General features: G+C 72.1%; 12 protein-coding genes. 10 read left to right on the top strand and 2 right to left on the bottom strand.

Annotated features, from left to right (window positions below; all coding sequences use genetic code 11):
* The first annotated feature begins 81 nt into the window (after window positions 1-81).
* From RKD20_RS17585 to RKD20_RS17550, 8 genes are all read left to right on the top strand, one after another.
* A complete protein-coding gene (locus RKD20_RS17585; RefSeq protein ID WP_424878563.1) occupies window positions 82-2,775 on the top strand; it encodes a protein kinase in 2,694 nt (897 codons plus the stop codon).
* Window positions 2,776-2,927: 152 nt separating this feature from the next.
* Window positions 2,928-4,703, top strand: a complete 1,776-nt coding sequence (locus RKD20_RS17580; protein ID WP_424883249.1) for a protein kinase domain-containing protein — start codon at window positions 2,928-2,930, stop codon at window positions 4,701-4,703.
* A 58-nt stretch (window positions 4,704-4,761) separates the two neighbouring features.
* On the top strand, window positions 4,762-6,441 hold the full coding sequence (locus tag RKD20_RS17575; RefSeq protein ID WP_424878562.1) for a serine/threonine-protein kinase: 1,680 nt from the start codon (window positions 4,762-4,764) through the stop codon (window positions 6,439-6,441).
* A gap of 110 nt (window positions 6,442-6,551) precedes the next feature.
* Entirely contained in the window at window positions 6,552-8,123 is a 1,572-nt protein-coding gene (locus tag RKD20_RS17570; RefSeq protein WP_424878561.1) for a serine/threonine-protein kinase, read from the top strand.
* Between the two features lie 15 nt (window positions 8,124-8,138).
* Entirely contained in the window at window positions 8,139-8,558 is a 420-nt protein-coding gene (locus RKD20_RS17565; protein WP_424878560.1) for a DUF3710 domain-containing protein, read from the top strand.
* On the top strand, window positions 8,555-9,499 hold the full coding sequence (locus RKD20_RS17560) for a serine/threonine-protein kinase (protein ID WP_424878559.1): 945 nt from the start codon (window positions 8,555-8,557) through the stop codon (window positions 9,497-9,499). The genes RKD20_RS17565 and RKD20_RS17560 overlap by 4 nt, the downstream gene beginning before the upstream one ends.
* Window positions 9,500-9,625: 126 nt before the next feature.
* Entirely contained in the window at window positions 9,626-11,239 is a 1,614-nt protein-coding gene (locus RKD20_RS17555) for a succinic semialdehyde dehydrogenase (protein WP_424878558.1), read from the top strand.
* A 28-nt stretch (window positions 11,240-11,267) separates the two neighbouring features.
* On the top strand, window positions 11,268-13,046 hold the full coding sequence (locus tag RKD20_RS17550; RefSeq protein WP_424878557.1) for a GMC family oxidoreductase N-terminal domain-containing protein: 1,779 nt from the start codon (window positions 11,268-11,270) through the stop codon (window positions 13,044-13,046).
* Between the two features lie 106 nt (window positions 13,047-13,152).
* Here the strand turns inward: RKD20_RS17550 and RKD20_RS17545 are convergent, their stop codons facing one another.
* Window positions 13,153-14,181, bottom strand: a complete 1,029-nt coding sequence (locus RKD20_RS17545; RefSeq protein ID WP_424878556.1) for an LPXTG cell wall anchor domain-containing protein — start codon at window positions 14,179-14,181, stop codon at window positions 13,153-13,155.
* A gap of 178 nt (window positions 14,182-14,359) precedes the next feature.
* On the opposite strand from RKD20_RS17545, the gene RKD20_RS17540 reads away from it, so the two are divergent.
* A complete protein-coding gene (locus RKD20_RS17540) occupies window positions 14,360-15,505 on the top strand; it encodes a hypothetical protein (protein WP_424878555.1) in 1,146 nt (381 codons plus the stop codon).
* 535 nt (window positions 15,506-16,040) lie between these two features.
* On the opposite strand, the gene RKD20_RS17535 is transcribed toward RKD20_RS17540, so the two are convergent.
* Window positions 16,041-16,295 (bottom strand): chorismate mutase, encoded by a 255-nt coding sequence (locus RKD20_RS17535; RefSeq protein ID WP_031060758.1) that lies wholly within the window; start codon window positions 16,293-16,295, stop codon window positions 16,041-16,043.
* Between the two features lie 314 nt (window positions 16,296-16,609).
* On the opposite strand from RKD20_RS17535, the gene guaA reads away from it, so the two are divergent.
* Window positions 16,610-18,187, top strand: coding sequence for a glutamine-hydrolyzing GMP synthase (gene guaA, locus RKD20_RS17530; RefSeq protein WP_424878554.1), 1,578 nt, complete (start codon window positions 16,610-16,612; stop codon window positions 18,185-18,187).
* Window positions 18,188-18,190 lie beyond the last annotated feature (3 nt).

Raw genomic sequence — 18,190 nt, 5'->3', positions numbered from 1 at the left:
GACCGTCCGCATCCAGGTTCGGATACGGAACGGGCCGCTAGGCGAACGGAATTGACCAACCGGGCGGCCGGGGGAGGCAACGTGGACGACTATGCGGGTCGGGTGCTCGCCGACCGCTACCGCCTGCCGCTGCCCCCGTCCGACGAGTACGAACTCACCGAGACACGCGCTTTCGACACCTACAGCGGTCAGGAAGTCCTGGTCAGGCAGGTCCCGTTGCCCGAGGTCGTCGAGGCCGAGGTGCTCGACGCGGAGGGGCTGCCCGACGGGTTCACCGCCCGTGACCCCCACGGTGCGCGGCGGACCTCGGGGCGGCGCGGCGCACGCCGGCCCACCGAGCCCGCCGTGCGGCGGGCCGTCGAGGCCGCGCAGGCCGCCGCCCGGATTCCCGACCATCCGCGCCTCGACCAGGTCTTCGACGTGTTCGCCGAGGGCGGTTCGCTGTGGGTCGTCAGCGAGTTGGTGGCCGCGCGGCCGCTGTCGGCGCTGCTCACCGAGAAGCCGCTGACGCCGTACCGGGCGGCCGAGGTCGCCTCCGACGTGCTCATGGCGCTGCGGGTGCTGCACGCGCACGGCTGGGTGCACCGCAACATCACCGCCCGCACGGTGCTCGTCTGCGACGACGGCCGGGTCATGCTGACCGGCCTCGCGGTCGGCGCCGCCGAGGAGGCACTGTGCGGATACGACCCGGTGCCGGCCGAGGCGGGTGAATGGGGCTCCGGAGGCGGGGAGCCCGGGGCGGACGACGGCACGGCCGGTGGGACGGACGGGCGTGGGGGGCCTGGCGGACTCCCGGTTCCCGGACAGTCGACGGGCCCGAACGGCGGGCCGGGCGGTGCTCGTACGGCTGTCGAGGACGGCGTCGCCGACGCGGCCCTCGGACTGGGCGCCCGGAGCGCCGGGCCGGGCCCGGGCGGTGCCGTCACCTTCGGCGGAGGCGATCCCGAGGCCGCCCGGCGGGCCGCGATCGAGGCCCGGGAGGCCCGCGGGCTGCCCAGCGCCGGCGTGGACACGGCGAACGGGAACGGCGCGTCGGCCGAACTGGTCCGCAGGGAGCCCGACGGCGGTACGGACATCCGCGCGGCGCGGGCCGGGGCGATCGCCGCCTATCGCGCGGGCGCACGGGCCGCGGCCCGGGTCCAGGAGGCGCAGAACGGCAGGGCCGCCCTGCCCGGAGCCCGCCCCGCACCGGAGGTCGACCCCGCCGCACGGACGCGGGGCGCCGACCCCGCCGTACAGCCGAACATCAGGTCGCAGTCGCCGTATCCCTCGGCCAATGGCTTTGTGCAGCCGTCGTATCCGGGCCTGGACGGCGTCGAGCAGGTTCCCGGCGCCGGGGCTCCGGGGCGGACAGCCGACCCCTACGGAGTGCGACCCACCCCCTGGCACGGTGCCGTGCCGCGCGGTGCGGGTGCGGTGCCCGTGGGGGAGGGGCCCGTCGCCGACGCTGTGCCCGCCGTGGAGCAGGCGCCGGCGCCCACCCGCTGGGAGGACCTCCCGCCCACCGATGCCCCCGCGCGCCGCGGCCCCGCCACCGCGCTCGCGGCCGAGCGGGCACGGCAGGCCCGGATGGCCGTGGTGGGGCCCGTCACCGAGCGCTGGGCGCCGGAGCAGGCCGGGCCGGTGCACGAGAACTGGCAGCTCGCCGCACCCATCGGGCCCGCGACGGATCTGTGGGCGCTCGGGGCGTTGTTGTTCCGGGCCGTCCAGGGGCACGCGCCCTATCCCGAGGAGTCGACGGCCGAGCTGGTGCAGCTGGTGTGCGCCGAGCCGCCCGCCTTCGCGGAGGAGTGCGGGCCGCTCAGGCCGGTCGTGGAGACGTTGCTTCGGCAGGACCCGACCGAGCGGCTGGACTTCGAGGAACTGCGCGGCTGGCTGCGGTCGCTGGTGCGGTCCGCACCCGAGCCGGAGGCCGGCGCCCACGTGGTCGCCGCGCCGCCCGTGGACACGAGCCGGCTGCCGATCGTGCGGCGCCGGGGCGAGTTGGTGCGCAGGCGGCGCGCCGGGCTGCCCGCGACGCACGGGCGGCACAAGCGGGCCCGGGAGGATGCCTCTTCACCGCGCCGGCTCGGCCGCAATCTGCTGCTGCTCATCCTGCTGGTGATGGCCGCGGCGATCGCGTACGCCATGTACTTCATGCCGAAGTCGGGCCCCGACGACAAGGGCGCCGGCAAGGAGACGGGGTCCACCCGCCAGGCCGGTACGGCGCAGTCCCCCGAGGCGGGCGGTGAGCCCCGCCCCGATCCGACCACCCCCGATCCGACCAACCCCGAGCCGTCGCAGTCCAGCGGTGCCGCCGAGACCCAGACCTCCGGGCCCGAGGTCGCCGACGGCTTCACGCTGCGCACGGACCCCGAGGGCTTCAAGGTCGCCGTGGCGGCCGGCTGGGACCGCACGCCGAGGAACGGCCGTGGACAGGTGGTCTACTCGCACGGCGACTTCGAGCTCATCGTCGTCCCCGGGCGCGACACCGCGGCCGCGAACGGCGAGGATCCGATGGCCTACCAGCGGGACAAGGAGCCCGAGCTCCAGCCGTACCGCGACTCCAGCTGGGCCACCGCCACCGGGCTGAAGTCGATCCAGGTGGGCACCAGGAGCATGGCCGAGGGGCAGTTCACCTGGACCGACGAAGGGCGCGAGCTGTACGTGCGCAATCTCGCGATCCTGATCGGCGGGAAGTACCACGTGGTGCAGGTGCGCGGGCCCGAGGCGGAGCGGGACGAGGTGACCCGGCTCTACGAGCAGGCGTCGGCCACGTACCAGGTGACCGGCTGACGGACGCCGTACGGGCGGCGCGGGTTCACTCGTACTTCGCGGAAGCGACAACCGTCACAGTGAGGTCTCCTTGACGCCCCCCTGGTTCCCCTCGGCGCGGGCCGGTCCTTAGTCTGACTGCGTCAAGAGCATTGCGGGGAAACGTGAATCAGATGCAGGGCCTGCTCCTCGCGGGGCGCTACCGGCTCGCCGACCCGATAGGCAAGGGCGGCATGGGCCGGGTCTGGCGTGCCCACGACGAGGTGCTGCACCGGGCCGTGGCGATCAAGGAGTTGACCGCCGCGCTCTATGTTTCCGAGAGCGACCAGGCGGTTCTGCTCGCCCGTACCCGCGCCGAGGCCCGCGCGGCCGCCCGGATCAACCACTCGGCCGTCGTCACCGTGCACGACGTGCTCGACCACGACGGCCGGCCCTGGATCGTGATGGAGCTGGTCGAGGGCCGCTCGCTGGCCGACGCCGTCAAGGAGGACGGCCGCATCGAGGCGCGCGAGGCGGCCCGGATCGGGATGTGGGTGCTGCGGGCCCTGCGCGCCGCGCACTCCGCCGGGGTACTGCACAGGGATGTGAAACCCGGCAACGTCCTCCTCGCGCGGGACGGCCGTGTCCTGCTCACCGACTTCGGGATCGCCCAGATCGAGGGCGACACCACCATCACCCGCACCGGAGAGGTCGTCGGCTCGGTCGACTACCTCGCCCCCGAGCGGGTCCGCGGCGCCGACCCCGGCCCGTCCGCCGACCTGTGGGCGCTCGGCGCCACGCTGTACACGGCGGTCGAGGGACGCTCGCCGTTCCGCCGTACGACCCCGCTGACCACCATGCAGGCCGTCGTGGACGAGGAACCCGCCGAGCCGCGCAACGCCGGTCCGCTCGGGCCCGTCATCGCCGCCCTGCTGCACAAGGACCCCGCCGTGCGGCCCGACGCGGCCGAGGCCGAGCAGATGCTCGCCGAGGCGGCGGAGGGACGGCGGCCGAGCGCGGCACAGGCCTATGTGCCGACGCAATATGGGGGTTCGCACCAGGAGCCGGGGGCGCACAGCGGCTCCCGCGGTGGGCTCCGCACATCCGCCACGGGCACACCGGTCACAGGCACACCGGTCGGCGGAACGTCGTACCCCTCGGCCACAGGGCCGTCGTACTCCTCGGCCACGGGACCGTCGTACTCCTCGGGCTCGGGCCCGACCTACCACTCGGGCACCCCGTATCCCCAGGCCACCGCCCCCACGACCATCGGCCCGCCGCATCACACCGGCTCCGGCCCCGTGCCGCCGGCCGCGGCCCCGCCCAGGCGCCGTCGGCTGCGTTCCGCCGCGATGGTGGTCGCGCTCGCCGCGATCGTCAGCGCCGGGACCGTGGTCGCGCTGCAGAAGTGGGACGAGGGGAGGGACCAGGGCGGCGCATCCGGCTCGTCGAGCGTCTCGCCCAGCACCACGCCGACGGCGGGCACGGGCGAGGCCCAGGACGGTTGGAAGCGGTACGACGACCCCGTCGGCTTCAGCGTCTCGCTGCCCAAGGGCTGGGACCGCTCGGTCTTCGGCACCCCGGCCGACGGTCTGACCCAGATCGACTACTCCCCGGACAAGGGCAAGCACTTCCTGCGGGTCGCCATCGACACCTCGCCGGACTTCGAGGACCCCCTCCTCCACCAGCGTGACCTGGAGAAGCAGATCGACGGGCTCAAGGACTACCACCAGGTGAGCATGGTCGAGAACACCTACCGGGACCGGCCGGGCGCCCGGTGGGAGTACACCTGGACCGCGTTGGCCAAGGACATCGACTTCCCCGGGCCGCGCCGGGCCGTCGAGGAGACGTACATGTCCCGGGACGGCGTCGAGTACGCCATCTACATGTCGGCGCCCGCGGAGAGCTGGCCGACGACGAGCAAACAGTTCACGAGGGTGCTCCAGGGCTGGAACGAGCCGAACAGCTGACGCAGTTGGCCGGTCACCGTCCCGGAGGGCATCCGTCCGCTGCGGCATGATGGGGCGCATGGGGACCGAGGGGGACACCTTCCGCGTGATCGCGGGCCGCTACCGCCTGGAGGCGAGGATCGGCCGCGGCGGCATGGGCGTGGTGTGGCGCGCGACCGACCAGCTGCTCGGCCGGCAGGTCGCCGTCAAGGAGATCCCGCTCGACGAGACGCTCTCCGCCGAGGACGCCCGGCTCCAGCGGGACCGCACCCTGCGCGAGGCCGGCGCGGTCGCCCGGCTGAGTCACCCGCACATCATGGTGGTCCACGACGTCGTCGAGCAGGACGAACGGCCGTACATCGTCATGGAGTTGATCGACGGCGGCTCCCTCGCCGACCGGATCTCCGCGCACGGCCCGGTCGACGCCGCCGAGGCCGCCCGGATCGGCGCCGACCTGCTGAGCGCGCTGCGCGCGGCGCACGCGGCCGGGGTGCTGCACCGGGACATCAAGCCCGCCAACGTCCTCGTCGAGTCCGGCACCGGCCGGGTCGTCCTCACCGACTTCGGCATCGCCCAGGTCGCGGGCGCCACCACCCTCACCGAGACCGGCTCCTTCGTCGGCTCGCCCGAGTACACCGCGCCCGAGCGGATGTCCGGGGCCAGGACCGGCCCGGAGGCCGACCTGTGGTCCCTGGGCGCGCTGCTGTGCACGGTCCTCAGCGGTGAATCGCCGTTCCGGCGGGACTCGTTGGGCGGCATCCTGCACGCCGTCGTCATCGACGAGATCCGGCCGCCCGCGCAGGCCGGGCCCCTCCTTCCGGTCGTACGGGGCCTGCTGGAGCGGGATCCCGAGCGGCGGCTGGACGCGGTGGAGGCGGAGCGGATGCTGCGGGACTTCCTGGAGACGGGCCGCACCCCTCCCCGGCGGGCTCCCGAGCGCGCGTACACGCCGACCCAGCGGGATCTTCCGCTACGGCGACCCCCGGCGCCCGAGCGGTCGAGGAGCGGCGGGCTCCTGGCGTCCGTCCGGTCGAGGCGGGGCGTGCCCGCGGCGGCGCTGCTGGTCGCCGTGCTGGCGGGAGCGGGGGTGTCGGCGGCGGTGCTGCTGATGGACCGGGACGCCCGGGACGGGCGTACGACGACCGGCAGTTCGGCGCCCGGGACGCCGGGTGGGTCGGCGTCCGGGTCGGCCGGTGCTTCGTCGCGGGAGACGCCAGGTGGTTCGTCGCAGGGGACGCCGGGTGGTTCGGCGCCGGGGTCGTCCGTAGGCAGCTCCACCGGAACTGCGGAGCCCGCACCCACCGCGACCCTGCCCTCCGCTCCCTCCGGTTACCGCGTCGCCCAGGACCCCGCCGGGTTCGCGCTGGCCGTGCCCGACGGGTTCAGGCGCGAGCCGCAGGGGGAGCGGGTCTTCTACCTGTCCTCCGGGGAGACCTTCCGCCTCGGCGTGAAGGCCACCGATCCCCAGCCCGGCGGCCCGCTGGGCGTGATGCGGCGCGCGGCCGCCAAGGGGCCGGAGGCCAACCCGGGTTACCGCGACGGCCGGGTCACCTCGGTCACGCACCGCGGACACCCCGCCGCGTTCTGGGAGTTCACCTGGGACGGCTTCAGCGCGGCCGAGGGCGCCCGGCACACCTACGACCTGTGCTGGGAGGAGAACGGGCGGCTGTACGACGTGTGGGTGTCGGCGCCGGTCGGCAAGGTGCGGGAGGCCAAGGAGCACTTCGATGTGGCCGTGGACACGTTCACCGTGCGGTAGGGATGCGGTAGGGGAACCGCACACCGCGCGGTTCGGGATACGTCACGGGTGTGTGACCGGAACGCGTCACCTCTGGCTGCCTGCCTGTCTGGCGCGATATGGATGAACCCATGAGCAGCAGCGGGGGAGTCGGCCACGAGTCCGACGAGACGACGAGTTATGTTCTGCAACCTCCCAGGCCCCCTCAGCAGGAGTCGGGCGTCGGCCGGCTCATCGCGGGCCGGTACCGGCTGCTCGCCAAGCTCGGGCACGGCGGGATGGGCACGGTGTGGCGGGCCAAGGACGAGACGGTGGACCGCGAGGTGGCCGTCAAGGAACCGCGCGTCCCGGACCATCTTCCGGAACGCGAACGAGGCAACGCCTTCGAGCGGATGCGGCGGGAGGCCCGTGCCGCGGCCCGGCTGGATCACCCCTCGGTCGTGAACGTGCACGACGTGGCGGTCGTGGACGGCCGGCCGTGGATCGTGATGGAGCTGGTGCAGGGCCGTTCGCTGGGTGACGCGTTGCAGGAGGGCACTCTCGGGGCACGGGAAGCGGCGAGAATCGGCCTCGACGTGCTCGGCGCGCTGGAGGCCGCGCACGCGGCGGGCATCCTGCACAGGGATGTGAAACCGGACAACGTCCTCCTCGGCCGCCATGACCGGGTCGTCCTCACCGACTTCGGCATCGCCCAGATCGAGGGCGAGACCAGCCTGACCGACACCGGAGGCTTCGTCGGCTCGCCCGAGTTCATCGCCCCCGAGCGGGTGCTGGGCCAGCGTCCCGGTCCCGCCTCCGACCTCTGGTCCCTCGGTGTGGTCCTGTACGCGGCGACGGAGGGCGTCTCGCCGTTCCGCCGCAGCAACACCCCCGCGACCCTCCAGTCCGTCCTCAACGCCACGCCCGCGCCGCCCGCCGCCGCGCACGGCCCGCTGGCCGACGCCATCAACGGCCTCCTCCAGAAGGACCCGGCGCGCCGCCCGAACGCCGCGCAGGTCAGGGCACTCCTGGAGGCCACCGCCCACCCGCCCGTCCCGGAGCCCACGCAGATCGTGCGGACCGTGGAGGTCCCGGTGCGCGGTGGTCTCCGGCTGGGCCGCAAGGCGTGGTTCGGGCTCGGCGCGGCGGTCGTCGCGGCCGCGCTGGCGGCGTATCTGGTGATCGCGGACCCCTTCGCGGGACCACTGCCGGACGGCTGGACGACGAGACACACCAAGGACGTGGCCGCGACGCTGGCGGTGCCGGCGGACTACCAGCCCACCACGCCCGACCGGAAGACGGACAAGACCCACTGGATCAGGTACACCGACTACAGCGGCAGCATCTGGATCGGCCTGAGCCTGCAGCGCAGGGCCGCGGACACCGCGCACGACATCGCGGGGTCCGCGGCGGCCGAGATGTACGACGACGACAGCCGGTTCAAGGAGAGCGGCGACTACGACCTCAGCATGCCGGACGCGGCGAAGACCCGGCCCGAGGACCAGACGTACCAGGGCCGGAAGGCCGCCAAGAACACCGTCACGTACAACACCATCGACAGCCAGAACTCCCGCCCGCGCGAACTCCAGATCTTCTACTACCGGACCACCACCGGCGACATGTACAAGCTCACCGTCAGCTATCCGGGCAAGGGGGACTTCACGGGGAGGGGGCGGGAGGTGGCCAGGACGGCGATCGCGAATGTGGGGGTGGACCGGCTCTGAGGCGGGGGACGGGACGTGCGCGAAGAGGAAAGCAGCGGTGCCGTCGGACCGTGGGACGAGAGCGATGCCCGTCGGCCGCGGCACGGTGAGCCGGTCCGTCTCGGGGGCCTGTTGGTGCCGACCCGGGCCGGAGCGGAGACGCGGCTCATGACATCCCGTGACGGCTCCCTCGTCGCCGTCACCGTCATCCGCGGCCGGACGGCGATCCAGCTGAACTCCAGGCGTCGTACGGATCCAGGGACCTCCCGGCAAGGACCGCGGGACCACGCGGGTGCTCGGCCACGACGGCCCGGGGTGGGCTCTGCGCGGCTCCGTGACGGGAGCCGGCGCGGAACCCGACAGCACCACCCGCACCCGGCTGGGCCGGACGGAGTCCGGTGTCCGAGCCCGCCGCTTAGACAAGGGCATGACCCGCACGGTACTCATGTGCCATGAGTGAAGACCGCGAACTCCCGCTCGGCGGACGTCTGATCGGTGGGCGTTACCGGCTCGTCGAGCGGGTCGGCTCCGGGCCGAACGGCACGGTGTGGCGGGCACGTGACGAGCAGGACGAGCGGTACGTCGCCGTCAAGGAGCCCCGGCTGACCGGGGATCCCGAGGACGAGGAGCGGCAGCGGGCCGCGCACCGGCTGCCGCACGAGGCCCGGGCCGCCGCACAGGTCGGCCATCCGGCGGCGATCGCCATTCACGACGTACTCCTCGACGACGAACTGCCCTGGATCGTCATGGAGTTGGTGGAAGGGGAGTCGCTGGAGGCGGCTCTGGCCGGGCGGGGGCCGCTGGCGGACGCCGAGGCCGCCCGGATCGGGCTCGCCGTCCTCGGCGCGCTGCACGCGGCCCACCGCGTGGGCATCGTCCACCGCGACCTGAAGCCGTCCAACGTCCTCCTGGAGGCCCGGAGCGGACGGGTCGTCGTCACCGACTTCGGGATCGGCGGCGCCGGACACTCCGGTGGCCGGGAGACCTCCACGGCGTTCGCGGCCCCGGAGTGCGCGTCGGGGCCCGGCGCGGGGCCCGCCTCCGATCTGTGGTCGTTGGGGGCGCTGCTCCGGGCGGCCGTGGCGGACGCGCAGTCCGGTCCGTTGGGGGCACTGCTGCAGCGGCTCCTCGTCACCGAGCCGGAGGAGCGGCCCCTGCCGGAGGACGTCGCCCGGGTGCTGGCCGAGGTCGCCGGGACGAGTCTGCCGAGGTGGGCCGCGGAAACGCCCGCTTCGCCTCCGGCCGCGGAGCCGACCACTTCATCTCCGGCGCAGGATGCCGAGGAAGCCCCGGCACCCGCCCCCGCTCTCTCCACCTCCACCGCCCACGAACCCCGCCGCCTCACCGCGCTCTCCGCCCTCGGCCTCCTGCTGCAGAAAAAACCCGAACGCGGCTGATCAACCCTGCCCAACCCGCTGATCAGCACATTCACCGCCAGTCATCACTGGCAAGGTGTGTGTATGTCGTGAGCGCCCGTTACCGACGGGTACCCAAAGCCCCCGCTCCCGAATACCCTGCGGCTCATGACGGACGCGCAGGCCCCGGCCAAGACCGGCACGAACCCCCTCGCCCCCGCCCCGGAGGGCGCCCGTACCGCGGCCGACGTGGTCACCCCGGAGCTGGTCGCCCAGCTCACCAAAGGGGTGACCGGGTCCGGCCGTACCGCCAACCACACGCCGTTCACCGGCGAGAAGCTGGCCGACCTGCCCGAGTCGACGCCCGAGGACGTGGAGAAGGCGTTCGAGGCGGCCCGCCGGGCGCAGGCGGTGTGGGAGCAGACCCCCGTACGGCAGCGCGCGGCCGTCCTGCTCCGCTTCCACGACCTGATCCTGGAGCGCCAGGCGGAGGTCCTCGACCTCATCCAGCTGGAGACCGGCAAGGCCCGGCTGCACGCCCACGAGGAGGTGCAGGCGGTCGCCGTGGCCGCCCGGCACTACGGCCGCAAGGCCCCCGCGTATCTGCGGCCGAAGCGGCACACCGGGGCCGTGCCCACCCTCACCAAGGTCACCGAACTGCGTCACCCGCGCGGTGTCGTCGGCCAGATCGCCCCCTGGAACTACCCGCTCGAACTGTCCGTCGGCGACGCGCTCCCCGCCTTCGTCGCGGGCAACGCCGTCGTCATGAAGCCGGACACCGAGACCTGCCTGACCGCCCTGTGGGCGCGGGATCTGCTGATCGAGGCGGGCCTTCCCGCCGAGGTGTTCCAGGTCGTCCTCGGCGACGGCCCCGTCGTCGGCCCCGAGGTCGTCCGGCACGCCGACTACGTCTCCTTCACCGGCTCCACCCGCACCGGCCGCGAGGTCGCCCAGGGCGCCGCCGCCCGGCTGGTCGGTGTCTCGCTCGAACTCGGCGGCAAGAACGCCATGCTGGTCCTCCAGGACGCCGACATCGAGAAGGCCGCCGCCGGTGCCGTCCGCGCTTGCTTCTCCTCCGCCGGCCAACTCTGCATCTCCATCGAGCGGTTGTACGTCCACGAGTCGATCGCGGACGCCTTCCTGGAGCGTTTCGCCGCCCGTACGAAGGCCATGCGGCTCGGCACGTCCCTTGCCTACGGTGCCGACATGGGCTCCCTGGTCGGGGAGCGGCAGCTGGAGACCGTCACCCGGCATGTCGAGGAGGCCGTGTCCAAGGGGGCGAAGGTCGTCGCCGGCGGTGTCGCCCGCCCGGACATCGGCCCGTACTTCTTCGAGCCGACCATCCTCGACGACGTCACCGAGCCGATGGCCGTGTGCGCCGAGGAGACCTTCGGCCCGGTCGTCTCCCTCTACCGCTTCAAGACCGAGGACGAGGCGGTCGAGCTCGCCAACTCCACGCCGTACGGCCTGAACTCGTCGGTGTGGACGAAGGACGGCAAGCGCGGCCGGGAGATCGCCTCCCGGGTGCGGGCCGGCACCGTCAACGTCAACGAGGGATACGCCTCCGCCTACGGCAGCGTCCAGTCCCCGATGGGCGGCATGAAGGACTCCGGCCTCGGCCGCCGGCACGGCTCCGAGGGCATCCTCAAGTACACCGAGGCCCAGACGGTCGCCCAGCAGCGGCTCCTCCCGATGGCGCCCTCGCTGGGAATGGACGACGAGAAGTACGCCCAGTTCATGAGCCGGAGCCTGAAGGTGATGAAGGCCTTCCGCTTCAAGTAGAAACGCCCGTTCTCAACGAGGAGAGCACGTGCCACAGGACACCTACGACTACGACGTCATCGTCGTCGGCTCCGGCTTCGGCGGCAGCGTCACCGCCCTTCGCCTCACCGAGAAGGGCTACCGCGTAGGTGTCCTGGAAGCCGGCCGCCGCTTCACCCGCGAGACGCTTCCCAAGAACTCCTGGGACCTCAAGAACTACCTCTGGGCGCCGAAGCTCGGCATGTTCGGCATCCAGCGCATCCACCTCCTGGGCAATGTCATGGTCCTCGCGGGGGCGGGCGTCGGCGGCGGCTCCCTCAACTACGCCAACACCCTCTACGTCCCCCCGAAGCCCTTCTTCGAGGACCCGCAGTGGCGTGACATCACCAACTGGCAGGAGGAGCTCAAGCCGTACTACGACCAGGCCCGCCGCATGCTCGGCGTCCGGCTCAACCCGACGATGACCCCCTCCGACGTCCACCTGAAGGCGGCCGCGGAGCGGATGGGCGTCGGCGACACCTTCCACATGGCCCCGGTCGGCGTCTTCTTCGGCGACGGCGAGGACGCGGAGGGCACGCGGAAAGCCGCCCCCGGCGAGCAGGTCGACGACCCCTACTTCGGCGGCGCGGGCCCTTCCCGCAAGGCCTGCATCGAGTGCGGCGAGTGCATGACCGGCTGCCGGCACGGCGCCAAGAACACCCTGAACGAGAACTACCTCCACCTCGCAGAGAAGGCGGGCGCGGTCGTCCACCCCCTCACCACCGTCGTGTCGGTCACGGACGACTCCCAGGGCGGCTACGCGATCGCGACCCTGCCCACCGACGACCGCCGCAAGGCGAGCGGCCGCACCTTCAAGGCCCGCAAGGTCGTCATCGCCGCCGGCACCTACGGCACCCAGACCCTGCTGCACCGCATGAAGGCGGGCGGTCAACTGCCGTACATCTCGGACCGGTTGGGCGAGCTCACCCGCACCAACTCCGAGGCCCTGGTCGGCGCCCAGACCGACAACCGCCGCTACCGCAAGGCGACCGGTGCGCCGAAGGTCGACTTCACCCAGGGCGTCGCCATCACCTCGTCCATCCACCCGGACGAGAACACCCACATCGAGCCGGTCCGCTACGGCAAGGGCTCCAACTCGATGGGCGGTCTGTCGATCCTCCAAGTCCCGTACGCCGAGGGCTCGTCGAGGGTCCTGGCCTGGCTGGCGAACGCGGCGAAGCACCCCTTGCTCGTGCTGCGCTCCCTCTCCAACCGCCGCTGGTCGGAGAAGACCATCATCGGCCTGGTCATGCAGTCGCTGGACAACTCCCTGACGACGTACCTGAAGCCGGACGGCGTCGGCAAGGGCCTGCTCACCGCGCGCCAGGGCCACGGCGCCCCCAACCCCAAGCAGATCAGGGCCGCTTCGAAGGCCGCGTCCGCGATCGCCGCCGACATCAACGGCTTCGCCGGCTCCAACGTCGGCGAGCTGATGGGAGCCCCGCTCACCGCACACTTCCTCGGCGGCTGCCCCATCGGCGCCTCCCGCGACACCGGGGTGATCGACCCGTACCACCGGCTCTACGGCCACCCCGGGATCTCGGTCGTCGACGGCGCCGCGGTCTCCGCCAACCTCGGCGTGAACCCCTCGCTGACGATCACCGCGCAGGCCGAGCGGGCGATGTCCTACTGGCCCAACAAGGGCGAGGAGGACCCGCGTCCGGCGCAGGGCGAGGCGTACGTCCGTCTCGGCGCCGTCGAGCCCAAGGCGCCGGCGGTCCCGGCGGAGGCCTTCGGCGCGCTGAAGCTGCCGTTCCTGGGGATCCCGGCGGTCCCGAAGAAGTCGTAGCCCCCGAAAAGCACAAAGAGCAAGGACAAAGAGAAGGACCCGCACCCCCCTCCGAGTGCGGGTCCTTCCCCTGTCCTGCGTCAAGCGGTGTCCACCGCGCTACGACTCAGGCGTGGGCGCCGGCCGCACCCTTGCGCCGCTTCACCGCGAAGACCACACCGGTACCGGCGACGACGGCGAAGCCGCCGACGAGGCCGAGGACCGGCAGGGCCGAGCTCGAACCGGTCTCGGCGAGCTGGCCGTCCACGTCGACGCCGTTGACGTCGGAGATGGGGCTCTTGCCACCGGTCTGCGGCTTGGCGTCGTTCGGCTTGCCGGCGTCGGAACCGGCCGGCAGGACCTCGAAGTAGTAGATGCCCATGTTCTCGTCGGCGGAGACCCAGCAGCCCTTGTCGTCCGAGTACTCGGCGAGACCGATGGCGATGCCGATCGCGCTCGGGACCTCACGGTCGACCTTCACCCGCAGCTGGTAGCTGAGGGAGTCGCCGCCGTCGAGGTCGAAGGCGTTGAACGAGCCGCCCTCGCCGAACTGCGTGGCCACGTCGGCCCAGCTGCCGCCCTGCTTCACCTGCACGGTGACCAGGTCGCTGTAGTCCTTCTCGAAGTCCCAGTCGACCGCCCCGACGCCGACGATGGGCTGGATGTCCTTGATCGTCTCGTCGCCGGAGTTGCTGACGTTGAACTTGAAGTTCGTCCAGCCGCTGCCCGCCACGATGCTCTCGGGCAGACCGGTCAGCGAGCTGTGCAGCACGTCGCTGTCGTTGATGACCGGGTCGTCGTCCTCGTCGACCTGGCACTCGTCGACGGGCTCGTCGCTCACGCTCGGGGAGGGGCTGGCGCTGGTGGTGGCCGAGCTGGACGCGCTCGCGGACGGGCTGCTGCTCGTGGTGGCCGAGCTGGACGCGCTGGTCGAGGGGGTGCTGCCGGCGGGCGTGCTTGCCGGGTCCGCCGGGGTCGACGCGGGGTCCGCCGGGGTGCTCGCGGGGTCCGTCGGGGTGTTCTCGCCGGCGGGCGTGCTCTCGGCCGCGGCCGGCGTGGGGGACTCGTCCGCGAAGGCGCTCGGCGCGGCGAACAGGGCCAGCGGCGCTATCGCGGCGGTCGCGGCCGCGGCGGCCAGTGCACGACGAAGCTTCATGAAGACCTCGGAAGTCAGGTGCGCCGCACGGTGCGCGGCACGCGTCAGGGAGAGGCCTCCGCGTGTGGGGCGCGGGTGGGGCCCGTGATTCGTGAGGTTTGATTCGTGAACCCTGTGAAAGGTTGTGCAGGCATTCACAGAAAACTTATGTGGGCTGAGTCACACACGGGTTCTCCTTGTGAACGGGCTTTCCAAGGCCCTAGAACTGACCGACGTGTCAGAAGACCCCAAGATCCCGGACGACGTCTGGGCACAGTTCGCCCGTGACACCGAACGGGACATCCGAGACTCCGCCCCCAAGGAACCCTCCGCACGGGCCCGTGAGGTGACGGAGCGACTGCGGCGACAGGAAGCGCGCGGCGAACTGCCGGAGGGCTGGCGCACCGGGCCGGCCTGGCAGCAGAAGAAGAGCCGACGGGGCCTGTGGAGCGTCCTCGCTGTCGTCGTCGCGGCCGGCGTGGCCGTCGTGGCGGTGAGGCCTTCGCTGGTGCCGGGCGACCCCTTCGGCGCCGGCACCAGCTCTTCCGGGGCCGCGTCCTCCCCGCTGCCGCAGGAGACGGCGGCACCGACCGCCGCGCCCTCCGCCGAACCCTCCCAGGTCCCCACCCTGGACGACCCGTTCGCCGGTTCGCCCGCCAAGCGCTGGGCCGACGGGGCCTCCGGGATCGCCGTACCGAAGGCGAAGCCCGTCGGCGGACGGTCCGAGGCGAAGGTCGAACAGGCACTGGAGCTGACCAAGAAGCTCCTCGTCGAGTCCAACCTCGACCCGGCGACGCTGCGCGGCGAACGGCCCCGGGCGGCGCTCGATGTGCTGGACCCGCTGCAGAAGGACGTCCGCGGACTCCTGGAGACCGGCCTGCGCAAGCCGGACGAGAAGCACGACCCGCTGTGGATGTTCAGCCGCTTCGACCCCGGGGAGGTCCGGCCGGTCGGCGAGGTCGTGAAGACCCGGGGCCGTATGACCTTCAAGGCCGGCGACCACGCCTCCGTGGCCGTGCACGCCGACTACACCTTCGTCTACCCGGTCGTGCAGACCAACGGCTCCACCGAGGTCACCCGCACCATCATCCGCCGGATCCTCGACGTGGAGATCTCGGACCCGGCCAAGTATCGGGTCACCCCGGGCAAGCTCAACGTCGTGAACTGGGACCAGGACATCAACAACTCGGCCTGCGAGGTGTACGACGGCTACCTGCACCCGTCGTTCCGCTCGGCCGAGCCCACGGGACCTGACCCCACCGGACCGACCTCGGACCCGTACGACCGCAGCAAGCCCCTCGACGTGAACCGTGACAAGAGCTGCGGAACCGTCTCCCGCGTCTGATCCCTGAAATCCGGGCATGGGAAGGGCCCCGCGGGACGGAGTCGCGGGGCCCTTCTTTCGTCAGCACCGACGTCAGGGCAGCGCCGGTGCCTGGGAGCGGCGCCGGGGGGTTGCGCCGCTTGCTCTGCGTGCCGTCGTGCTCGCCGCCCCTGTTGGTCTGGACCTCTGGCAGTGCGGCGAGACAAAACGAATACGGTTGTCTGCGGAGGGACTTGGGGGCTTTCTAGGCATCGTGCTGGATGGGCGCGGCCTCCGCAACCGTTTGACCCAGCCTTGTGCCGGTACTTGCCCCGCCGACCGGCCCCGGGCGTCCCCGGAGCCGGCCGTTCTCTTGGGTGACCGGGCTGCTGTCCCCTGCCGTCCGGTCACTTCCTGGAGCGAGGTCCCACGGCGCACGGCGTGATCCGTGCGCCTCATCGCTCCAGCGAGCCACGCGTGGTTCTGTCGGGCCCGCCCCTGGCTGGCACGGACACCACCACCAACGAAGCGGTGCGCGCCGCGGTCACGCGCCGTACGGGTGAGGTGGGGCCCGAACTCAGATGCGACCGCGGCTCAGTTCGAGCAGTGTCATGGCGAGGGAGGTGCCGGGCCTGCCGAGGGCGTCGCGGTAGCGGCCGAGGATCTCCATCTCGCGGGCGAGGTGGACCCGTCGGCCGCCGGAGGCGATACGGGTCCGCTGGACCACGGACGAGACGGCCATCCGTTCCTGGATCAGACCGATGATCCGGTCGTCGAGCGCGTCGATGCGCTCACGGGCGTCCGCGATGGTCGCTTCCGGTGTGGTGGTCACGTAGGGCTCCTGGGTGGGGTGGATGCCCCGGAGCGGCAAGGTCCGGAAAACACGGGCGCCCCGGACCTTGTCGGCCCGGGGCGCCTGGGAAGTCGCTTGTCAGTTGCTCAAGCAGCACGACCATGGCAGCCGGCGGGCCGGGTGCCATAGGTAAACAGGAAGGTCGTCTGCGGGAGCATGGCAGCAGTATGCCGGGCCCTCGGGGAGTGTCCAAGCCGGTTCGCATCCTGAGACCAGCCAGGCCCCGATCCGGCCCCGCGGCTCCCGGTAGACTCGCTACCACACACACCTCGCTCACCGCCGGAAGGCAACCCGTGTCATCAGCGAACCCCGCCGCCGCCCCCGACACCGTCCTGGTCGTCGACTTCGGTGCGCAGTACGCCCAGCTCATCGCCCGCCGTGTCCGCGAGGCCCGGGTCTACAGCGAGATCGTGCCGAGCACCATGCCGGTCGCGGAGATGCTCGCCAAGAACCCGGCGGCGATCATCCTCTCCGGCGGCCCCTCGTCGGTGTACGCGGAGGGCGCCCCGCGCCTGGACCGCGAGCTGTTCGAGGCCGGTGTCCCGGTCTTCGGCATGTGCTACGGCTTCCAGCTGATGGCCACCACCCTCGGCGGCACCGTCGACAACACCGGCGCGCGTGAGTACGGCCGTACACCCCTGCACGTCTCGAAGTCCGGCTCGACCCTCTTCGAGGGCACCCCCGACGAGCAGTCGGTGTGGATGTCCCACGGCGACGCCTGCTCCGCCGCCCCCGAGGGCTTCACCGTGACCGCGTCCACGGACGTCGTCCCGGTCGCCGCCTTCGAGAACGACGAGAAGAAGCTCTACGGCGTCCAGTACCACCCCGAGGTCATGCACTCCACGCACGGCCAGCAGGTGCTTGAGCACTTCCTGTACCGGGGCGCCGGTCTGAAGCCGGACTGGACCACCGGCAATGTGATCGAGGAGCAGGTCGCCGAGATCCGCTCGCGCGTCGGCGACAAGCGCGCGATCTGCGGTCTCTCCGGCGGTGTGGACTCCGCGGTGGCCGCGGCCCTGGTCGCACGGGCCATCGGCTCCCAGCTGACCTGCGTGTACGTCGACCACGGCCTGATGCGCAAGGGCGAGACCGAGCAGGTCGAGAAGGACTTCGTGGCCGCGACCGGCGTGAAGCTGGTCGTCGTCGACGCGGAGGAGCGCTTCCTGACCGCGCTCAAGGGTGTCTCGGACCCCGAGGAGAAACGGAAGATCATCGGCCGGGAGTTCATCCGGGTCTTCGAGCAGGCCCAGGCGGAGATCATCGCGGACGAGGGTCCGGCGGTGGAGTTCCTCGTCCAGGGCACGCTCTACCCGGACGTGGTCGAGTCCGGTGGCGGCACCGGCACCGCCAACATCAAGTCGCACCACAATGTCGGCGGGCTTCCCGAGGACCTCGAGTTCCAGCTGATCGAGCCGCTGCGCAAGCTCTTCAAGGACGAGGTGCGGATGGTCGGCCAGGAGCTCGGGCTCCCCGACGAGATCGTCCAGCGCCAGCCGTTCCCCGGCCCCGGCCTCGGCATCCGCATCGTCGGCGAGGTCACCAAGGAGCGCCTGGACCTGCTGCGCGACGCCGACGCCATCGCCCGCGAGGAGCTCACCGCGGCCGGCCTCGACCGCGACATCTGGCAGTGCCCGGTGGTCCTGCTCGCGGACGTCCGCTCCGTCGGCGTCCAGGGCGACGGCCGTACCTACGGCCACCCGATCGTCCTGCGCCCGGTGTCGAGCGAGGACGCCATGACGGCCGACTGGTCGCGACTGCCGTACGACGTCCTCGCGAAGATCTCGACGCGGATCACCAACGAGGTGGCCGACGTCAACCGCGTGGTGCTCGACGTGACGTCGAAGCCGCCGGGGACCATCGAGTGGGAGTAGGCC

Source organism: Streptomyces sp. SLBN-8D4 (genome assembly GCF_049739545.1).
GTDB lineage: Bacteria > Actinomycetota > Actinomycetes > Streptomycetales > Streptomycetaceae > Streptomyces > Streptomyces canus_C.
This window is presented reverse-complemented; position numbering and strand designations above follow the sequence as displayed.